14 protein-coding genes are annotated in these 16,297 nt (G+C 72.1%); 10 read left to right on the top strand and 4 right to left on the bottom strand.

Going from position 1 to position 16,297, the window contains the following annotated elements:
• Positions 1 to 15: 15 nt before the first annotated feature.
• Together ACFZCP_RS31040 and ACFZCP_RS31035 are read right to left on the bottom strand one after the other, a co-directional pair.
• The gene (locus tag ACFZCP_RS31040) at positions 16 to 3,036 is read right to left on the bottom strand and encodes a tetratricopeptide repeat protein (RefSeq protein WP_391433303.1); all 3,021 of its coding nucleotides are present in this window, start codon (positions 3,034 to 3,036) and stop codon (positions 16 to 18) included.
• Entirely contained in the window at positions 3,036 to 4,862 is a 1,827-nt protein-coding gene (locus ACFZCP_RS31035; RefSeq protein ID WP_391433300.1) for an HSP90 family protein, read from the bottom strand. The genes ACFZCP_RS31040 and ACFZCP_RS31035 overlap by 1 nt, the downstream gene beginning before the upstream one ends.
• Positions 4,863 to 5,222: 360 nt before the next feature.
• On the opposite strand from ACFZCP_RS31035, the gene recG reads away from it, so the two are divergent.
• The 8 genes from recG to mutM all read left to right on the top strand — a co-directional run bounded on the left by recG (position 5,223) and on the right by mutM (position 12,871).
• Entirely contained in the window at positions 5,223 to 7,502 is a 2,280-nt protein-coding gene (gene recG, locus ACFZCP_RS31030; RefSeq protein WP_391433297.1) for an ATP-dependent DNA helicase RecG, read from the top strand.
• A gap of 163 nt (positions 7,503 to 7,665) precedes the next feature.
• Positions 7,666 to 8,253 carry a 16S rRNA (guanine(966)-N(2))-methyltransferase RsmD gene (rsmD, locus tag ACFZCP_RS31025; protein ID WP_391433294.1) on the top strand — a complete coding sequence of 196 codons (588 nt, stop codon included), beginning with the start codon at positions 7,666 to 7,668 and terminating at the stop codon, positions 8,251 to 8,253.
• Positions 8,254 to 8,279: 26 nt separating this feature from the next.
• On the top strand, positions 8,280 to 8,759 hold the full coding sequence (coaD, locus tag ACFZCP_RS31020) for a pantetheine-phosphate adenylyltransferase (protein ID WP_391433406.1): 480 nt from the start codon (positions 8,280 to 8,282) through the stop codon (positions 8,757 to 8,759).
• Positions 8,760 to 8,842: 83 nt separating this feature from the next.
• Positions 8,843 to 9,997, top strand: coding sequence for a DivIVA domain-containing protein (locus ACFZCP_RS31015; RefSeq protein ID WP_391433291.1), 1,155 nt, complete (start codon positions 8,843 to 8,845; stop codon positions 9,995 to 9,997).
• A 130-nt stretch (positions 9,998 to 10,127) separates the two neighbouring features.
• Complete coding sequence (locus tag ACFZCP_RS31010; protein ID WP_362691137.1) at positions 10,128 to 10,772, top strand: YceD family protein; 645 nt, start codon at positions 10,128 to 10,130, stop codon at positions 10,770 to 10,772.
• 2 nt (positions 10,773 to 10,774) lie between these two features.
• Positions 10,775 to 10,948, top strand: coding sequence for a 50S ribosomal protein L32 (gene rpmF / locus ACFZCP_RS31005; RefSeq protein WP_003951102.1), 174 nt, complete (start codon positions 10,775 to 10,777; stop codon positions 10,946 to 10,948).
• An 8-nt stretch (positions 10,949 to 10,956) separates the two neighbouring features.
• Entirely contained in the window at positions 10,957 to 11,781 is an 825-nt protein-coding gene (rnc, locus tag ACFZCP_RS31000) for a ribonuclease III (RefSeq protein ID WP_391433287.1), read from the top strand.
• Between the two features lie 229 nt (positions 11,782 to 12,010).
• Complete coding sequence (mutM, locus tag ACFZCP_RS30995; protein ID WP_391433284.1) at positions 12,011 to 12,871, top strand: bifunctional DNA-formamidopyrimidine glycosylase/DNA-(apurinic or apyrimidinic site) lyase; 861 nt, start codon at positions 12,011 to 12,013, stop codon at positions 12,869 to 12,871.
• Here the strand turns inward: mutM and ACFZCP_RS30990 are convergent.
• Positions 12,844 to 13,269 carry a winged helix-turn-helix transcriptional regulator gene (locus ACFZCP_RS30990; protein WP_391433279.1) on the bottom strand — a complete coding sequence of 142 codons (426 nt, stop codon included), beginning with the start codon at positions 13,267 to 13,269 and terminating at the stop codon, positions 12,844 to 12,846. The genes mutM and ACFZCP_RS30990 overlap by 28 nt on opposite strands.
• Positions 13,270 to 13,395: 126 nt before the next feature.
• Here ACFZCP_RS30990 and ACFZCP_RS30985 point away from each other — a divergent pair, with 126 nt between their 5' ends.
• A complete protein-coding gene (locus ACFZCP_RS30985) occupies positions 13,396 to 13,980 on the top strand; it encodes an NAD(P)H-dependent oxidoreductase (protein ID WP_391433276.1) in 585 nt (194 codons plus the stop codon).
• Between the two features lie 573 nt (positions 13,981 to 14,553).
• On the opposite strand, the gene ACFZCP_RS30980 is transcribed toward ACFZCP_RS30985, so the two are convergent.
• On the bottom strand, positions 14,554 to 15,729 hold the full coding sequence (locus ACFZCP_RS30980; protein WP_391433274.1) for a CAP domain-containing protein: 1,176 nt from the start codon (positions 15,727 to 15,729) through the stop codon (positions 14,554 to 14,556).
• 185 nt (positions 15,730 to 15,914) lie between these two features.
• Here ACFZCP_RS30980 and ACFZCP_RS30975 point away from each other — a divergent pair, with 185 nt between their 5' ends.
• Positions 15,915 to 16,196 (top strand): acylphosphatase, encoded by a 282-nt coding sequence (locus tag ACFZCP_RS30975; RefSeq protein WP_067301301.1) that lies wholly within the window; start codon positions 15,915 to 15,917, stop codon positions 16,194 to 16,196.
• Positions 16,197 to 16,297 lie beyond the last annotated feature (101 nt).

The following is a 16,297-nucleotide window of genomic DNA, read 5'->3' as shown; positions in this document are numbered from 1 at the left end:
GCGGGCGCCCGCCGCTCACCGCTCCGTCTCGGTGAGCCGGAGCATCCGGGCCGCCTCCGCCCGCCGTGCCTCGGTCGTCTCGTCCTGCTCGTCGGCGGATGCGTAGGCCGCGAGCACGGCACGCGCGCGTGCCGCCGCCTCGGCGGGGCGGCCGAGTTCGGTCTCCAGCCGGCCCGCGGCCAGTTCGGCGCCGGTACGTTCGTGCAGGCCCTCCGTGCCGAGCGAGCCGAACAGCGCCGCAGCGCGGTCCAGCTGGGCCAGTGCGTCCTCGAACGCGGCCCGGATCGTCCCGCCCTCGGCTTCCTCCGTCATCCCTTCCGTCTCCTCGGCTTCCTCCGTCACCTCCGCCTCCTCGGCCGCCCAGCGTGCCAGCAGGTCACCGAACTGCAGGTGCGTGTCGGCGAGTTCCGCGGTGAGCTGTTCGCCGGCCGCCGGGTCCCCGGCGGTCTCCAGCGCGTGCTCGCACTCCCGCACCGCGTCCGCCATCGCGTCCCGAGCGCCCTGCGCCCCGGCCTCCGAGCGCAGCGCCAGCCAGGCGCGGGCGCGCAGCGAGCGGACGAGGAAGTGCGGGTTGCCGATCGAGCGCCACAGCTCACCCGCGCGCGCGTAGGCCCGGTCCGCCTCGTCCAGCAGCCCGGCGCTGCTCAGGGACTCGCCGGCGAGATGGGCGAGCGTGGCGTGGTCCTGCTGCTCGGGCCAGTGCCGGGCGATCTCGGCGGCCTGCAGCCGGCGCTCGGCGGCCGCCCGGTGCTCGCCCAGCTCGCTCAGGCAGTCCCCGAGCCACCACTGCGCCTGGACCACGGCCCCGTCGCCGTGCGTCTCGGCGGACAGGTCGGGCAGCGCCGACTCCAGCACCTCGGCGGCCTCAGCCCACCGGCCCTGGCGCAGCAGGAAGCCGCCCAGCTGGTGCCGGGCCCAGGCGCCCAGCGTGGCGCTCTCGCCCGCCTCGTCGGCCCAGTGAGCTGCCTCAAGCGCGTGCTCCGCCGCTTCCACGGGCTCCTGCCGGGCGCCGATCACCTCGGCGAGCTGGAGATGCAGCTGGGCCCGCCCGATCGGCTCCACGTACGGCCCGCCGTGCTCCAGGGCGGCCCGCAGTGCCCCCTCGGCCTCGCCCATGTCGCCGAGCTGATGCGCCAGCGCCGCCGCGCGCACCTCGTGCTCCAGAGCGAACCACGGCAGCCCGGCGGCCACGTACTCCGCGGCGGCCTGCCGCAGCAAGCGCGCTGCCCGCCCGGCCGCGCCGGTCCGCTCGGCCAGTTCGGCCAGCATCGCCCGCGCCTCGGCGGACCGCGCCGCCAGCCGCACGTCGTCCCCGAGCCGTCCGTCGACGAGCGCCAGCACCTCACGCACGGCCTGCTCGGCGTCGGAGAGGGGGCCCTGGACAGGGCCGCCGGCCGCGGGACCCGGCCCGTGCGCACCCGCTTCCGCCGCGGCCCCCGGAACCTCTGCCGCCTCGTGCACCCGTCGCATCAGGATGCGCGCCCGGCTCATCACCACCGACGCCGTCTGCCGGACGCCGGTGGCCTCCTCGGCGTACAGCGCGAGCGCCTCGTCGTAGAGCCCGGCGACCGCCGTCAGGGCCGCGTCGACCTCGCCCGTCAGCGCGCGTATGTACGCGCCACGCGCGCGTGCCGCCAGCGCCTCGCCGGGGTCGCCCGCCTCCGCGTACAGCTCGGCGGCCCGCTCGAACAGGGGGACGCCCTCGGGGCCGCGGGCCATCGCCTCGTGATCGGCGATCTCCGCGCGGTCGCGCGCCTCCAGTCCGGCGCCCTCGGCGGCCTGCGCCACCGCCGCCCACGCCTCCAGGGCGTGCGGCTGCAGGGTGTCGGACAGCCGGCGGGCCTCGGCGATCAGCGCGGACAGGCCGGACGGGGAGGGGACCCGGGGCGCCGGGGGCGCGGCCACCGGCGCCGGTGCGGAGCGCACCGTCCGCACCCCCAGCGGCAGCCGCTCCACCAGCGGGCGCTGCGCCATGCGCGCGCGGGCGCGGTCGCCGACGTACGAGGTGCCGTTGCGGGTGTCGAACCGTCCGGCCAGTTCCAGGGCCTCGGCGCGCGTGTGTGCGGCCAGTCCCTGTGCGGTCCAGGACCGTCCGGCAGGGCCCGGTACCTGCCGCTCGCCCAGCCCCAGCCCGGTCAGCCGGTCCATCAGCAGCGTGACGACGGCCAGGAAGTCCAGCCGGCTGCGCGGGTGCCCGGTGTCCGTGAAGTACGCCGGCCGCTCGGCGAGCAGTTCCAGACCGCGCGCCTCGTTCCCGGTCAGCGCGCAGAACTCCACATGGTCGGCGAAGGCGCCCCGCATGCTCTCCATGGACCGCACGAGGCGGAAGCCCCGCAGGTGGTGGGCGCGGGCCTCGTCCAGGCGGCCCAGCCGCAGCAGCGGCGTGAGCGAGGAGGCGAGCACCGAGTGCGGCTCGTGGGCGCAGCTGTACTCGCCCTCCAGCACCGGCCGCCACAGCTGGAGCGCCTCGGTGTCCCGGCCGCTCCTGACCTGCCACACGCCCTGCCCGTGCAGTTCGCAGGCGTGGCAGTCGGCCATCCGGTCCCGGTCCGCGGCCAGCCAGGCGGTGTACGCCCGCTGTGCCCGCTCCAGGTCGCCGGTGTGCGCCGCCACACTGAACTCGGCGCTGCGCACAGCCCGTTCGGAGTGCCCGGCGAGCCGGTAGCGGTGCTCCATCTCGCCGAGCCACTTCTCGATCGAGGCGAGCGGGATGTGCGGCTGGTCCAGCATGCCCGCCGACACCCACTTGAAGACCCAGTGCAGGGAGTGCGCCTCGTACTCGTCGAAGTCCTCCGGGTGTTCGTCCCACAGGCGCAGCAGCCGCGCGAACGGGACGAACATCCGGTCCTTCTCGGAGCTGTAGTTGTAGACCTTGAGCTGGTGCCCGAGCGCCTCGATCACGGCGAGCGGGACGTTCAGCTTCTCGGCCTCGGCGAGCAGCTCCTCCGCGCGCGCGTTGCGGGCCGGGCCCTCCGGCTGCCCGGAGTTCTCCGCCATCGCCCGGCGCAGTGCGTCGAAGTCCGTGATCTCATCCATCAGCGGCCGTCCTCACGGTGCGTGGCCCACTCCAGGAGGCCGATGAACGCGCGGTTCAGCAGTGCGGAGTCGGCGGGCCGGAGTGGCCGCTGCGCCATCAGCAGTGCCTGCCCGTACAGCGACTCGGTCGCGGTGCCGATCAGTTCCGGCTCCCCGAGCGAACTGATCCTGCGGATCAGCGGGTTGAGATGGTTGAGCACCAGACGCGCGCGCGGGGCGCTGCCGCGCAGCGAGCCCAGGATGCCCGCCCACAGGTCGTCGGCCTGTTCCTCGGCCTCCGCCCGCGCCTGCTCGTGCCGGGCGGCCCGGTCGTCCAGGTGCAGCGCGGGCACCGACAGCGGATGGAAGGCGCGCAGGACGACGTCACAGCCCAGCGGGTCGAGCTTCGCACGCGCGGCCGCCAGGAAACCGGACAGCGCCAGTTCCTCGGCCGGGTCCACCGCGTCCAGATGGGCGGTCACGGTGTCCGCGTCCAGCTCGGCGACCACGGTTCCCGCGCGCACCGAGGGGAGCGCCTCGACCAGCTCGCTGTCGTACGTGTAGCCGCCGTTGACCACACCGACGCCCTGGGCGGAGGCGATCGGCGCGACCTGCCGGTACTCCTCGACGGTCCGCGTGAAGTGCACCACCGGGTGCCGCTGTGCGAACTCCTCAAGGGACAGCTGCCCGTCGGTCGTCTCGAAGGGCAGCCACGGCAGCATCGTGCGCAGCATCTCCCGGTCGTGCCGGGCCAGGGACTTCACCCCGAGGTGGTGCACGGCGAGGAAGGCGGCCAGCCGCTCGGGGTCGCCGGCCGCGAGCGACGTGAGCCAGGACCGGATCCGTTCGCCGAGCGCTTCCCGCACGGCCGAGAGCGTCTCGTCCTCGTACAGCGACTCGCGCGAGGCGGTGGGGCGCAGGCTGTCGGTGTCCAGGACGCAGCGTACGAAGAAGGCCCAGTCGGGCAGCAGCTGTTCGGCCCGTTCGGTCAGCAGCATGCCCTTGAGGTGCACACGGTGCGTGGCCCGCTGGGCCGGGCTGACCGCGGCGGGCAGTACGTACGCCACCCCGCGGATCCCGGCCAGCGGCACGTCGAGACCGATCGAGTCCAGCGGGGTGAAGCCGAACAGCTCGTGGCAGTGCCGGGCCAGCGCCACCCTGCGGGTGGCGGGACTCGGATAGGAGCGGTCCCAGGGCGCGGGGAGATCCGTGACCGCCTCCTCGCCCACCCGGATGTCGTACGGCAGCAGCGAACCGAACTCCCGGGCGAGCGCGAGCACCCGCGGCTCGGCCAGCCACTCGGCCGCACCGGCCCGCGCCGTCAGATGCACGGTGGTGCCCGGCTCGGGCCGCGCCGAGGCGGGCAGCGTGCGCACGGTGTACGAGCCGTCGTCGCTCGCCGTCCACTCGACCGGCGGGGCCTCGGGCGTACGGGCGCTGCGGCTGACCACCCGGATCCGCTCGGCGACCACGAAACAGGCCAGCAGGCCGATCCCGAACTGGCCGAGGAAGTCCGAGCGGGCCTCCTGCAGGCCGTCCGCCCGCTTGGAGCTGCGGCCGATGGTCGCCAGCAGGCTGTGCACGTCCGACTCGGTGAGCCCGACGCCGCTGTCCTCCACTCGCAGGGCACCGTCCGCGGCATACAGCCGCACCCGTGCCGGGGCGCCGGGCTCCTCGGTCCGCCGGGCGGTGACGGCGTCCACGGCGTTCTGCAGCAGCTCGCGCAGATAGACCTTGGGGCTGGAGTAGAGGTGATGGGAAAGCAGGTCCACCAGACCACGCAGGTCGACCTGGAACGTGTGAGGTGACTGGGATGCCTGGGATGACTGTGAGGTCTGGGAGTCCATCGTCGCAGCGCCGGAGGGGGGAGCAGGCGTTCGGCGCGGGGTCGGGCGGTCCCGGATGGGGCGGTGACCGCGGGGGATGGCCGGAACGCGCCATCCTAGAGCCGGATCGGGCCACCTGACCAGGGCTTTCCCAGACGTAAACGACCTGATTCGACGAATGCGCAGGGCAGCGTCCGACACTCGTGAACGACGGCGACCGGCGATCCGCGGCGCGGTGAGTGGCGATCCGCGGCGCGGTGTGTGGGCATCCACGGCGCGGTGTCCGGTGATGCGTGGCGCGCGGCGTCCGGCGATCCGTGGCGCGGCGTCCGGCGAATCCCCAGGGCAGCGTCTACGGCATTGTCAGTGGTGTGGTGTGCAATGGATCTCGTGCCCGCACTGGAAGAACCACTGAAGCAACCACTGAAGTCAGTGCTCGGCCCCGCCACCGCGAAGGTGATGGCCGAGCACCTCGGCCTGCACACCGTCGGCGACCTCCTGCACCACTACCCCCGCAGATACGAGGAGCGCGGCCAGCTCACGCACCTCGCCGACCTCCCCATGGACGAGCACGTCACCGTGGTCGCCCAGGTCGCCGACGCCCGCCTGCACTCCTTCGCCTCCGCCAAGGCCCCGCGCGGCAAGGGCCAGCGGCTGGAGGTCACGATCACGGACGGCAGCGGCCGGCTCCAGCTGGTCTTCTTCGGCAACGGCGTGCACAAGCCGCACAAGGAGCTGCTGCCGGGCACGCGCGCGATGTTCGCGGGCAAGGTCTCCGTCTTCAACCGCCGTCTCCAACTGGCCCACCCCGCCTACGAGTTGCTCCGCGGCGACGGTGAGGAGGCGGTCGAGACCTGGGCCGGAGCCCTGATCCCGCTCTACCCTGCCACCGCCAAGCTGGAGTCCTGGAAGATCGGCAAGGCCGTCCAGACGGTCCTGCCGAGCGCCCAGGAGGCCCTCGACCCGCTGCCGCCCGCCCTGCGCGAGGGCCGCGGTCTGCTCCCCCTCCCCGAGGCCCTGCTCAAGATCCACCGCCCGCACACCAAGGCCGATGTCGCCGACGCCCGCGCCCGCCTGAAATGGGACGAGGCCTTCGTCCTCCAGATCGCCCTGGCCCGCCGCCGGTACGCCGACAGCCAGCTCTCCGCCGTGCCGCGCACACCGAAGCCGGACGGCCTCCTCTCGGCCTTCGACGACCGCCTGCCCTTCACCCTCACCGAGGGCCAGCGGAAGGTCTCCCGGGAGATCTTCGACGACCTCGCCACCGAACACCCCATGCACCGGCTGCTCCAGGGGGAAGTGGGGTCGGGCAAGACCATGGTGGCCCTGCGCGCCATGCTCGCCGTGGTCGACGCCGGCGGCCAGGCCGTCATGCTCGCGCCCACCGAGGTCCTCGCCCAGCAGCACCACCGCTCGGTCACCGAGATGATGGGCGAGCTGGCCAGTTGGGGGCTGTGGCGCGAAGCGCCTCCGCAGAAGGGCGGTGGTGGGCGACGGGAGGGCGGCATGCTGGGCGGCGCCGAGCACGCCACCAAGGTCGTGCTGCTCACCGGCTCGATGGGCGCGGCCGCCCGCCGCCGGGCCCTGCTGGACCTCGCCACCGGTGAGGCGGGGATCGTGATCGGCACGCACGCGCTCATCGAGGACAAGGTGCAGTTCCACGACCTCGGGCTGGTGGTCGTGGACGAACAGCACCGCTTCGGCGTCGAGCAGCGCGACGCCCTGCGCGGCAAGGGCAAGCAGCCTCCGCACCTGCTGGTCATGACGGCGACCCCCATCCCGCGGACGGTCGCCATGACCGTCTTCGGCGACCTGGAGACCTCCGTCCTGGACCAGCTCCCGGCCGGCCGCTCCCCGATCGCCAGCCATGTCGTCCCCGCCGCCGACAAGCCCCACTTCCTCGCCCGGGCCTGGGAGCGCGTCCGCGAGGAGGTGGAGGGCGGCCACCAGGCCTACGTGGTCTGCCCCCGCATCGGCGACGACATCGACGAGGCGGCCGATCCGAAGAAGTCCGGGAAGAAGTCCCCCGAGGACGAGGCCGAGAAGCGTCCCCCGCTGGCCGTCCTCGACGTGGCCGACCAGCTGGGCGGCGGCCCGCTCAAGGGCCTCGTGGTCGAGGTCCTGCACGGCAGGATGCACCCCGACGACAAGGACGCCGTCATGCGCCGCTTCACGGCAGGCGAGACGGATGTCCTGGTGGCCACCACGGTCATCGAGGTCGGCGTGAACGTCCCCAACGCCACCGCCATGGTGATCATGGACGCGGACCGCTTCGGTGTCTCCCAGCTCCACCAGCTCCGCGGCCGGGTGGGCCGGGGATCCGCCCCCGGCCTCTGCCTCCTGGTCACGGAGATGCCCGAGGCGAGCCCCGCCCGCCAGCGCCTGAACGCCGTGGCCTCCACCCTCGACGGCTTCGAACTCTCCCGCATCGACCTGGAACAGCGCCGCGAGGGCGACGTCCTCGGGCAGGCCCAGTCCGGCGCCCGCTCCAGCCTGCGCGTCCTTGCGGTCATCGAGGACGAGGAGGTCATCGCGGAGGCGAGACAGGAGGCGGCGGCGGTGGTGGCCGCCGACCCGGAGCTGACCGGCCTCCCCGGCCTGCGCACGGCCCTGGACGCCCTGGTGGACGAGGAGAGGGAGCAGTATCTGGAGAAGGGCTGAAGCGGACCGCCCGACAGGGCGGCGCGGGGCGACACTGACATGCGGCTCCACCGCGCGGGCGCGAGGGGCCACCACGCTGCCGCACTGCCGGCGGTGGTCGGGCACCACCCCATGGGGCCTGCCAAAATGACCACAGAAAGCCGCTAACGCAGAAGGACCTCCCATGACCCGCGTGATCGCCGGCAGGGCAGGCGGACGGCGCCTGTCAGTACCCCCCGGCACCGGAACCCGGCCGACATCAGACCGCGCACGTGAGGGCCTCTTCTCCACCTGGCAGTCCCTCCTCGGCGGCCCCCTGGACGGCGAACGGGTCCTCGACCTCTACGCCGGCTCCGGAGCCGTGGGGCTGGAGGCCCTCTCCCGGGGCGCGAGCCACACCCTGCTGGTCGAGGCGGACGCCCGCGCCGCGCGGATCGTCCGGGAGAACGTGAAGAACCTGGGCCTGCCCGGCGCCGAGGTGAGAGCAGGCAAAGCGGAACAGATCATCAGAACCGCACCCCCCACCGAGCCGTACGACGTGGTCTTCCTGGACCCGCCCTACGCCGTCGGGGATGACGATCTTCGAGAGATTCTCCTCACACTCCGCTCGGAAGGCTGGCTCGCCGGGGAAGCCCTCGTCACCGTGGAGCGCAGCACCAGAGGCGGCGAATTCCACTGGCCGGACGGCTTCGAGGCCCTCCGGTCCCGTCGCTACGGCGAGGGAACGTTTTGGTACGGTCGCGCCGCCTCTATGTGCGAAGACGCACGATGACCGGACCGGAGAGCGAGGGATCTCAAGTGCGCCGCGCCGTCTGTCCCGGGTCGTTCGACCCGATCACCAACGGACACCTCGACATCATTGCCCGCGCCTCCCGTCTGTACGACGAGGTCTACGTCGCAGTGATGATCAACAAGTCCAAGAAGGGCCTGTTCGAGATCGAAGAGCGGATCGAGCTGATCCGCGAGGTCACCGCCGACTGCGCCAACGTCCGGGTCGAGGCCTTTCACGGCCTCCTCGTCGACTTCTGCAAGCAGCGCGACATCCCCGCCATCGTCAAGGGCCTGCGCGCGGTCAGCGACTTCGACTACGAACTCCAGATGGCCCAGATGAACATCGGCCTCACCGGAGTCGAGACGCTGTTCGTGCCGACCAACCCCACCTACAGCTTCCTGTCCTCCTCCCTCGTCAAGGAGGTCGCGGCCTGGGGCGGCGACGTCTCCCACCTGGTCCCGGCGCCCGTCCTGGAGGCCCTCGCCGAGCGTCTGCGCAAGGACTGAGCACAGGGACTGATCACCAGGACCGAAAGGGCTACAGTCGTCCCGTCCGTCTCCAACACAGCTGTAGAGAGTGGCGAGCACAGGTGGACGTCCAGAAGAAGCTCGACGAGATCGTCTCCACGGTCTCCGGCGCCCGGTCCATGCCCATGTCGGCCTCGTGCGTGGTCAACCGCGCCGAGCTGCTCGCGCTGCTCGAAGAGGTGCGCCAGGCCCTGCCCGGATCGCTCGCGCAGGCGCAGGAACTGATCGGCGGCCGTGAGCAGATGGTCGAGCAGGCCCGCCAGGAGGCCGAGCGGATCATCGGGAACGCGCACGCCGAACGCGGCTCGCTGATCTCGGACACCGAGATCGCCCGGCGTTCCCAGACCGAGGCCGACCGGATCGTCACCGAGGCCCAGAAGGACGCCGAGGAGATCCGCGCCGAGGCCGACGACTACGTCGACTCCAAGCTCGCCAACTTCGAGGTCGTCCTCACCAAGACCCTCGGCTCGGTCGGCCGCGGCCGCGAGAAGCTGCTCGGCACCGGACCCGGCCTGGACGAGAACGGCTACGAGGACGAGGACGCCCCCGAGCGCAGCCAGGACCCGGAGACCCTGCGGCACAACGCGGACGCCTACGTGGACGCCAAGCTCGGCGCCTTCGAGGCGGTCCTCGCCAAGACCCTGGAGGCCGTCGGCCGCGGCCGGCAGAAGCTGCACGGCCGGATCGCCACCGACGACCTCGGCGCCCTCGCCGACGACGCCACGACCTTCCAGCACTCCAGCGACGCCGACTACCTCGCCGACCTCGCGGGCCTCGCGGACACCCCGGCCGCGCGCCCGGCCGGGGCGCAGCAGCCCCAGTCCCAGCCGACGCAGCCGTCGTACGACCCGCAGCCCGCCTATGCCCCCGCCGCCGACTACGCCCCGGCGGCAGGCGCCCCGGTCCAGCAGCCCGACCCGTACGCGGGCTTCCCGCAGCAGGCCGACTACGCCCAGCAGGAGCAGGTCGACTACACGCAGCAGGACCCCTACGGCTACCAGCAGGCCGATCCGTACGCCGCCGCCTCCGGCTACGCCCCGGCGGCAGGCGCCCCCTTCCAGGCCTACGACCCCCAGCAGGCCGCCTACGACCCCCAGCACGGCCAGCAGCAGCCCCAGCCGCAGCAGGGCTACGCCCTCGACGAGACCAGTCTCTTCGACACCGGCATGATCAGCGCGGAGCAGCTGCGGGCCTACGAGCAGGGCCGGGGCCTGTAGCCACCACCGGATTGGGCCCTGAGCCAAAGGTCCAGTATCCTGGCTGTTCGGTCGCGCGTACGTCCGCGATCAACGCTGCCCGGAACACCGATGGGCGGCGTCCCTTCGAGTTTGAAGATCGAAAGCAGGAATGGCTTCCAACGCCCGCCTCGACCACCGCAACCCTCTTGTGTTCGACACGCACGAGCTGGGGCGGCGTCCTGGCGCGCAGCAGCGCCTGACCCGCGAGATCGACGCCCCCGCGGATCTCGGTATCCAGGGAGTCGTCGGAGTGCCGCAAGGCGCCCCGGTGGAGCTCGAACTCCGACTTGAGTCGGTCATGGAAGGGGTGCTCGTCACAGGCACCGCCCGTGCACAGGCCGAGGGGGAGTGCGTAAGGTGTCTGGAGCCGGTCGGGCTGGAGCTCGAAGCGGAATTCCAGGAACTGTTCTCGTACCCTGACGCCGACGACCGGGGCCGCGTGATCGCGGAACCGGGCGACGACGCCGAGGACGACGAGGACAGGTTCTTCCTCGAGGACGGACTCTTCGACCTCGAACCTCTGCTGCGTGATGCGGTGGTGCTCGCACTGCCGATGCAGCCGGTGTGCCAGGACGACTGCCCGGGCCTGTGCTCCGAGTGCGGAGTGCGGCTCGCGGACGACCCGGACCACCACCACGACGCCGTCGACATCCGTTGGGCGGCACTGAAGGGACTCGCCGGTTCGTCTGAGCCCGGCGAGAAGGACGAGATGAGCGGCGCCGAAGCGGGCGTCGACGAGAAGCAGGAGAAGTAGCCGTGGCTGTTCCGAAGCGGAAGATGTCGCGCAGCAACACGCGCCACCGCCGGTCGCAGTGGAAGGCTGCGGTCCCCACCCTGGTTGCGTGCGAGCGCTGCCACGAGCCCAAGCAGCAGCACATTGCGTGCCCGTCTTGCGGCACCTACAACAAGCGCCAGGTCCTCGAAGTCTGAGCGGGCTGGTGAGAGGCACTGTGTCCAGTCCCAAGAAGGCGGAAGACGCCAAGGCGGACGCACCCGCCAAGAAGAAGGCGGACAACCAGGCCTCGTCCCACACGCTTCTGGAAGGGCGGCTCGGCTATCGGCTCGAGTCCGCCCTTCTGGTGCGCGCGCTGACCCACCGTTCCTACGCGTACGAGAACGGCGGTCTGCCGACGAACGAGCGCCTGGAGTTCCTCGGGGACTCCGTGCTGGGCCTCGTCGTCACGGACACGCTGTACCGCACCCACCCCGACCTGCCCGAAGGCCAGCTGGCCAAGCTGCGGGCCGCGGTGGTCAACTCTCGTGCGCTGGCGGAGGTCGGACGTGGCCTGGACCTGGGCGCCTTCATCCGGCTCGGCCGTGGTGAAGAAGGCACGGGCGGCCGGGACAAGGCGTCCATTCTTGCCGACACCCTCGAAGCGGTGATCGGCGCGGTCTATCTCGATCAGGGCCTCGACGCGGCGTCCGAGCTGGTCCACCGGCTCTTCGACCCGCTGATCGAGAAGTCCTCGAACCTCGGAGCCGGCCTGGACTGGAAGACCAGTCTCCAGGAGCTCACCGCGATCGAGGGGCTCGGCGTGCCCGAGTACCTGGTCACGGAGACCGGCCCCGACCACGAGAAGACCTTCACTGCTGCTGCCCGCGTCGGAGGCGTCTCGTACGGCACCGGCACCGGCCGCAGCAAGAAGGAGGCGGAGCAGCAAGCCGCCGAGTCCGCCTGGCGGTCCATCCGGGCCGCGGCGGACGAGCGGGCCAAGGCGGCCGAGAAGGCCGCCACGGACGACACCTCGTCCACGCCCGCCTGACCCGAGCACCACCCGAGCGCCCGCCCCGCTGACCCAGGGGGCGGGCGCTCGGCTTGTCTCCGGCGGTCATGGGCCTCGGCGATCATGGGTCCCTGCGGTCATGGGTATCCGGGAGGCCAGGTTTCCGGAGGTCCTGGGTCGCCGGCGGCCGGACCGCCGGGCCCGGCCGACGCACCGGGCCCGACCGGCGCTACGCTGCCGTTGCCCGCACTACTGCCCAAGGAGCCCTGTGCCCGAGCTGCCCGAGGTCGAGGTCGTCCGGCGCGGTCTGGAGCGCTGGGTCGCCCATCGCACCGTCGCCGACGTCGAAGTGCTGCACCCGCGCGCGGTGCGGCGGCACATCGCGGGCGCCGACGACTTCGCGCACCGGCTCAAGGGCCACCACATCGGCACGCCCAGCCGGCGCGGCAAGTACCTGTGGCTGCCGCTGGAGGAGACCAACCAGTCCGTCCTCGCCCACCTCGGCATGAGCGGCCAGCTGCTGGTGCAGCCGCACGAGGCGCCCGACGAGAAGCACCTGCGCATCCGCGTCCGCTTCGCCGACGGCCCGGACACCGAGCTGCGCTTCGTCGACCAGCGCACCTTCGGCGGTCTCTCCCTGCACGACAACACCCCCGAGGGCCTGCCGGACGTCATCGCGCACATCGCACGGGACCCGCTCGACCCGCTGTTCGACGACGAGGCATTCCACCAGGCCCTGCGCCGCAAGCGCAGCACCATCAAACGTGCCCTGCTCGACCAGTCCCTGATCAGCGGCGTCGGCAACATCTACGCGGACGAGGCCCTGTGGCGCGCCCGCGTGCACTACGAGCGTCCGACGGCGAACTTCACCCGCCCGCGCACCGCCGAACTCCTGGGCCACGTCCGGGACGTCATGAACGCGGCCCTCGCCGTCGGCGGCACCAGCTTCGACAGCCTGTACGTCAACGTCAACGGCGAGTCGGGCTACTTCGACCGGTCCCTGGACGCCTACGGCCGCGAGGGGCTGCCCTGCAAGCGCTGCGGCACCCCCATGCGCCGCCGCCCCTGGATGAACCGGTCCAGCTACTTCTGCCCCAGGTGTCAGAGGGTCCCGCGCGTCTCGTCGTAGTGCGCACGGGACGCGAGGACGTCGTCCATGGCGCCCTCCACGCAGTGGATGAGGGCGAGCAGCCGTTCGGCGACCTCGCGGCCCAGCGGTGTCAGTTCGTAGTCCACGCGGGGCGGGTTGGTCGGCTGGGCCTCGCGGTGGACCAGGCCGTCGCGCTCCAGCGCGTGCAGGGTCTGGGACAGCATCTTCTCGCTCACCCCGTCGACGCGGCGGCGCAGCTCGTTGAAGCGCAGTGAGCCCTCGTACAGCGCGCCGATCGTCAGTCCGCCCCAGCGCCCGGTGACGTGCTCCAGCGTGCCGCGCGACGGGCAGGCCTTGGCGAACACGTTGTAGGCGAGGTCGTCCTGGTCCTGGGTGCAGGTGTCCGGAGTGTCGGTCAGGTCCTGGGGGCTGCTCATGACACCAGCCTACGCCTGCACAGCGCTTACCACCCGCTTGCACTAACTCAAGGTTAGTGCTTTCCTGAGGTCAGTGCTTTTGAGCTGCCCGTTCGAGTTCTTCATCTGCTTCGAGGAGCAAACATCGTGACCACCCCCGTTGTGTCCATCGCCTACCACTCCGGCTACGGCCACACCGCCGTACTCGCCGAGGCCGTGCGCGCCGGTGCCGCCGAGGCCGGTGCCGAGGTGCACCTGATCAAGGTCGACGAGATCACGGACGAGCAGTGGGAGACGCTCGACCGCTCCGACGCGATCGTCTTCGGCTCGCCCACCTACATGGGCACCGCGTCCGGCGCGTTCCACGTCTTCGCCGAGGCGTCCTCCAAGCGCTGGTTCGGGCAGGACTGGAAGGACAAGCTGGCGGCCGGCTTCACCAACTCCGGCTCCAAGAGCGGCGACAAGCTGCACACCCTGCAGTTCTTCCAGATCCTCGCCGGCCAGCACGGCATGCACTGGGTCAACCTCGGTCTGCACCCCGGCTGGAACAACAGCGAGGGCACCGAGCACGACCTCAACCGCCTCGGCGTCTTCGCGGGCGCGGCGGCCCAGACCAATGTGGACCAGGGCCCGGAGGCCGTGCACAAGGCCGACATAGCCACGGCGGAGCACCTGGGGCGCCGGGTGACGGAGACCGCTCAGGTGTTCGCACGGGGACGCGCCGCCGCATGACGGGCCCGAGGCCCGGCGGACCGCCTCGGTGGCCGAAGTGCGGACCGACTCGGTAGCCGAAGAAGTGCAGGGCCGGGTCCGTCACCTGCGGCCCTGCACTCGACCGACGCTGCGACCTGCGACGTGACGTCGGTGGTGGTCGGCGTCGAGCGCCCTCCGCGTGATGGCGACGCGGGTTGCAGTCGCGGTGCCGAAGGATTGCAGTGGTCCTGTCAGGGGAGCGTGCCCTGCCTCGCACGGGCAGTGTGCGTCGGTGGCCGCGCTGCACAGGAAGGCTGTGGCCATGGCAACGATGCCGCACAGGACCCGGCACGGAGGGCCCGACAGCAGCGAAACGATAGACCGCGCGTCCTTGTTCGCCGGGGCTGCGCTGATGCTCAGCGGGCCGCTCGGCATTCTCATGGGCGCATCCGGTGGCCGAGCGAGCCCCGCCCCCGGGCCGTCGGCGACCGCGTCGGGGTGACGAGCCTGAGGATGACGGCCCTGAGACGCTCCGGAGCGACGCTCAGGTCGCCCCAGTGCCAGGTTCAGGTCGCTCCAGGGCCAGGCTCAGATGTCTGACCTGCGGTTGTCTCAGTAGCCGAAGTCCTGCGTCCACCAGGGCCCGTCCGGGCCGAGGTGCACGCCGACGCCGAGCGTCTTGAAGTCGCAGTTCAGTATGTTGGCGCGGTGGCCGGGGCTGCTCATCCAGGCGGTCATCACGGCCGCCGCGTCCGCCTGGCCGCGGGCTATGTTCTCGCCGCCGAGGTCGGCTATGCCCGCCTTCGCGGCCCGGTCCCACGGGGTGGCCCCGTCCGGGTCGGTGTGGTCGAAGAAGTCCCGCGCGGCCATGTCGTCGCTGAAGGCCTCGGCCAGCCTGGTCAGCGAGGAGTTCGCCGCCAGCGCGCTGCAGCCGACCTTCGCCCGCTCCTCGTTGACGAGCTTGAGCACCTCCGCCTCGGCGGCGGCCTGCGTCGACACCGTCACCGGCGCGGAGGAGGCCGTCGGCGCCTTGCTCGCCGTGCGCGACGGCTCGGGGGCCGCCGGAACCGCCCTGCGGGTCGGCTTCCGGTCCGGGTCCGCCGTCCGGGAGGGCTTTTGTGTGTGCGTGGGGGCGGCCGGGGCGGGGGCCGACGGGGAAGTCGAGGCCGAGGGGGAGGCGGAGGCCGACGGGGAAGCGGAGGCGGAGGCCGACGGAGAGGCGGGCGGGGTCGGCGAGGCCGTGCGCCCGGCGCCGCGGCTCGCGGGCGCGCCGCCGCCGGCCGGGCTGTCCGCCTTGCCGGAGGTGCCGCCCTGCTCGCTGGCCGTGTTGCTGGGGGCGGCCGCCGACTGCACACGGTCGCCGCCGGTGGTGTGCGTGCTGCCGCCGAGCTGGTAGTTCTCCAGGCCCGGCACCACGCCCGTGACCACGGCGACCGTACCGAGGGCGACGGCCGCGGAGACCCCGAGGAGGCCGGTGCGCACCGGCTTGGCCACCTTCTTCGTGTGCCGGTGCTCCCGGGACGGGCCGCCGTCCGGGGCGAAGCCGGCATCGCCCTGGGCGTCCGGCGACGGCTCGGCGTCCATCGCGTAGAGGTAGGCGGTGCTCCGGGCGGTGGTCTCGGCGTACGCCTCAGGGTTCAGGTAGGGCGCGATGCCCTTGGGCGCTCTCCCACTCGCGTACGAGTCCTTCGGGTCCTCGCCGCCCGTGACCGGGCCGTGCGGGTGGGTGACCCCCGTGGCGCGGCCGGTGGTGGCGCGGCCGGCGTCGGAGCGACGGTGGCGTCCCATGTCCTTGCCCTCTTCCTGGTCCTCGCGGTCGACCCGGCGACGCCGTGCTGGCGAGTGACTCCTTCTGGCCAACCCGACTCACTCGATCGAGCGAGTTTCATATGAGATGCATTGGGTGGGGACGGTACCCCATGGCGCTCGGGGAGGAAGTGTTCCAAGCGACATCGCCCGGCTAGGTTGCACCCATGAGTGAGGATGTACGGCTGGTCGCCTGGGTGCGCGGACGCGTTCAGGGTGTGGGTTTCCGCTGGTTCACGCGTGCCAAGGCGCTGGAGATCGGCGGCTTGAGTGGTTTTGCTCTCAATTTGGGCGATGGTCGCGTCCAGGTGGTTGCGGAGGGGGCGCGCGAGGGGTGCGAAGGGCTGCTCGACTGGCTCCAGGGCGGCGACACGCCCGGGTGGGTGGACGGTGTCACCGAGATCTGGGACACACCCCGCGGCGGCTACGACGGCTTCGCCATCCGCTGAGTCGTTTCTGTAAAGCCTTGCAGGCCGGCCCGCGGCGAGCTGCCGCGGGCACATGCTCCCAGCAGAAACGTCCTGGTGGTTGCCAAGAAGGGCGTGGCGTG

Source organism: Streptomyces sp. NPDC007971, assembly GCF_042958635.1.
Classification (GTDB): domain Bacteria; phylum Actinomycetota; class Actinomycetes; order Streptomycetales; family Streptomycetaceae; genus Streptomyces.
The sequence above is the reverse complement of the archived record's forward strand: the minus strand, read 5'-3'. Positions and strand labels throughout refer to the sequence as shown.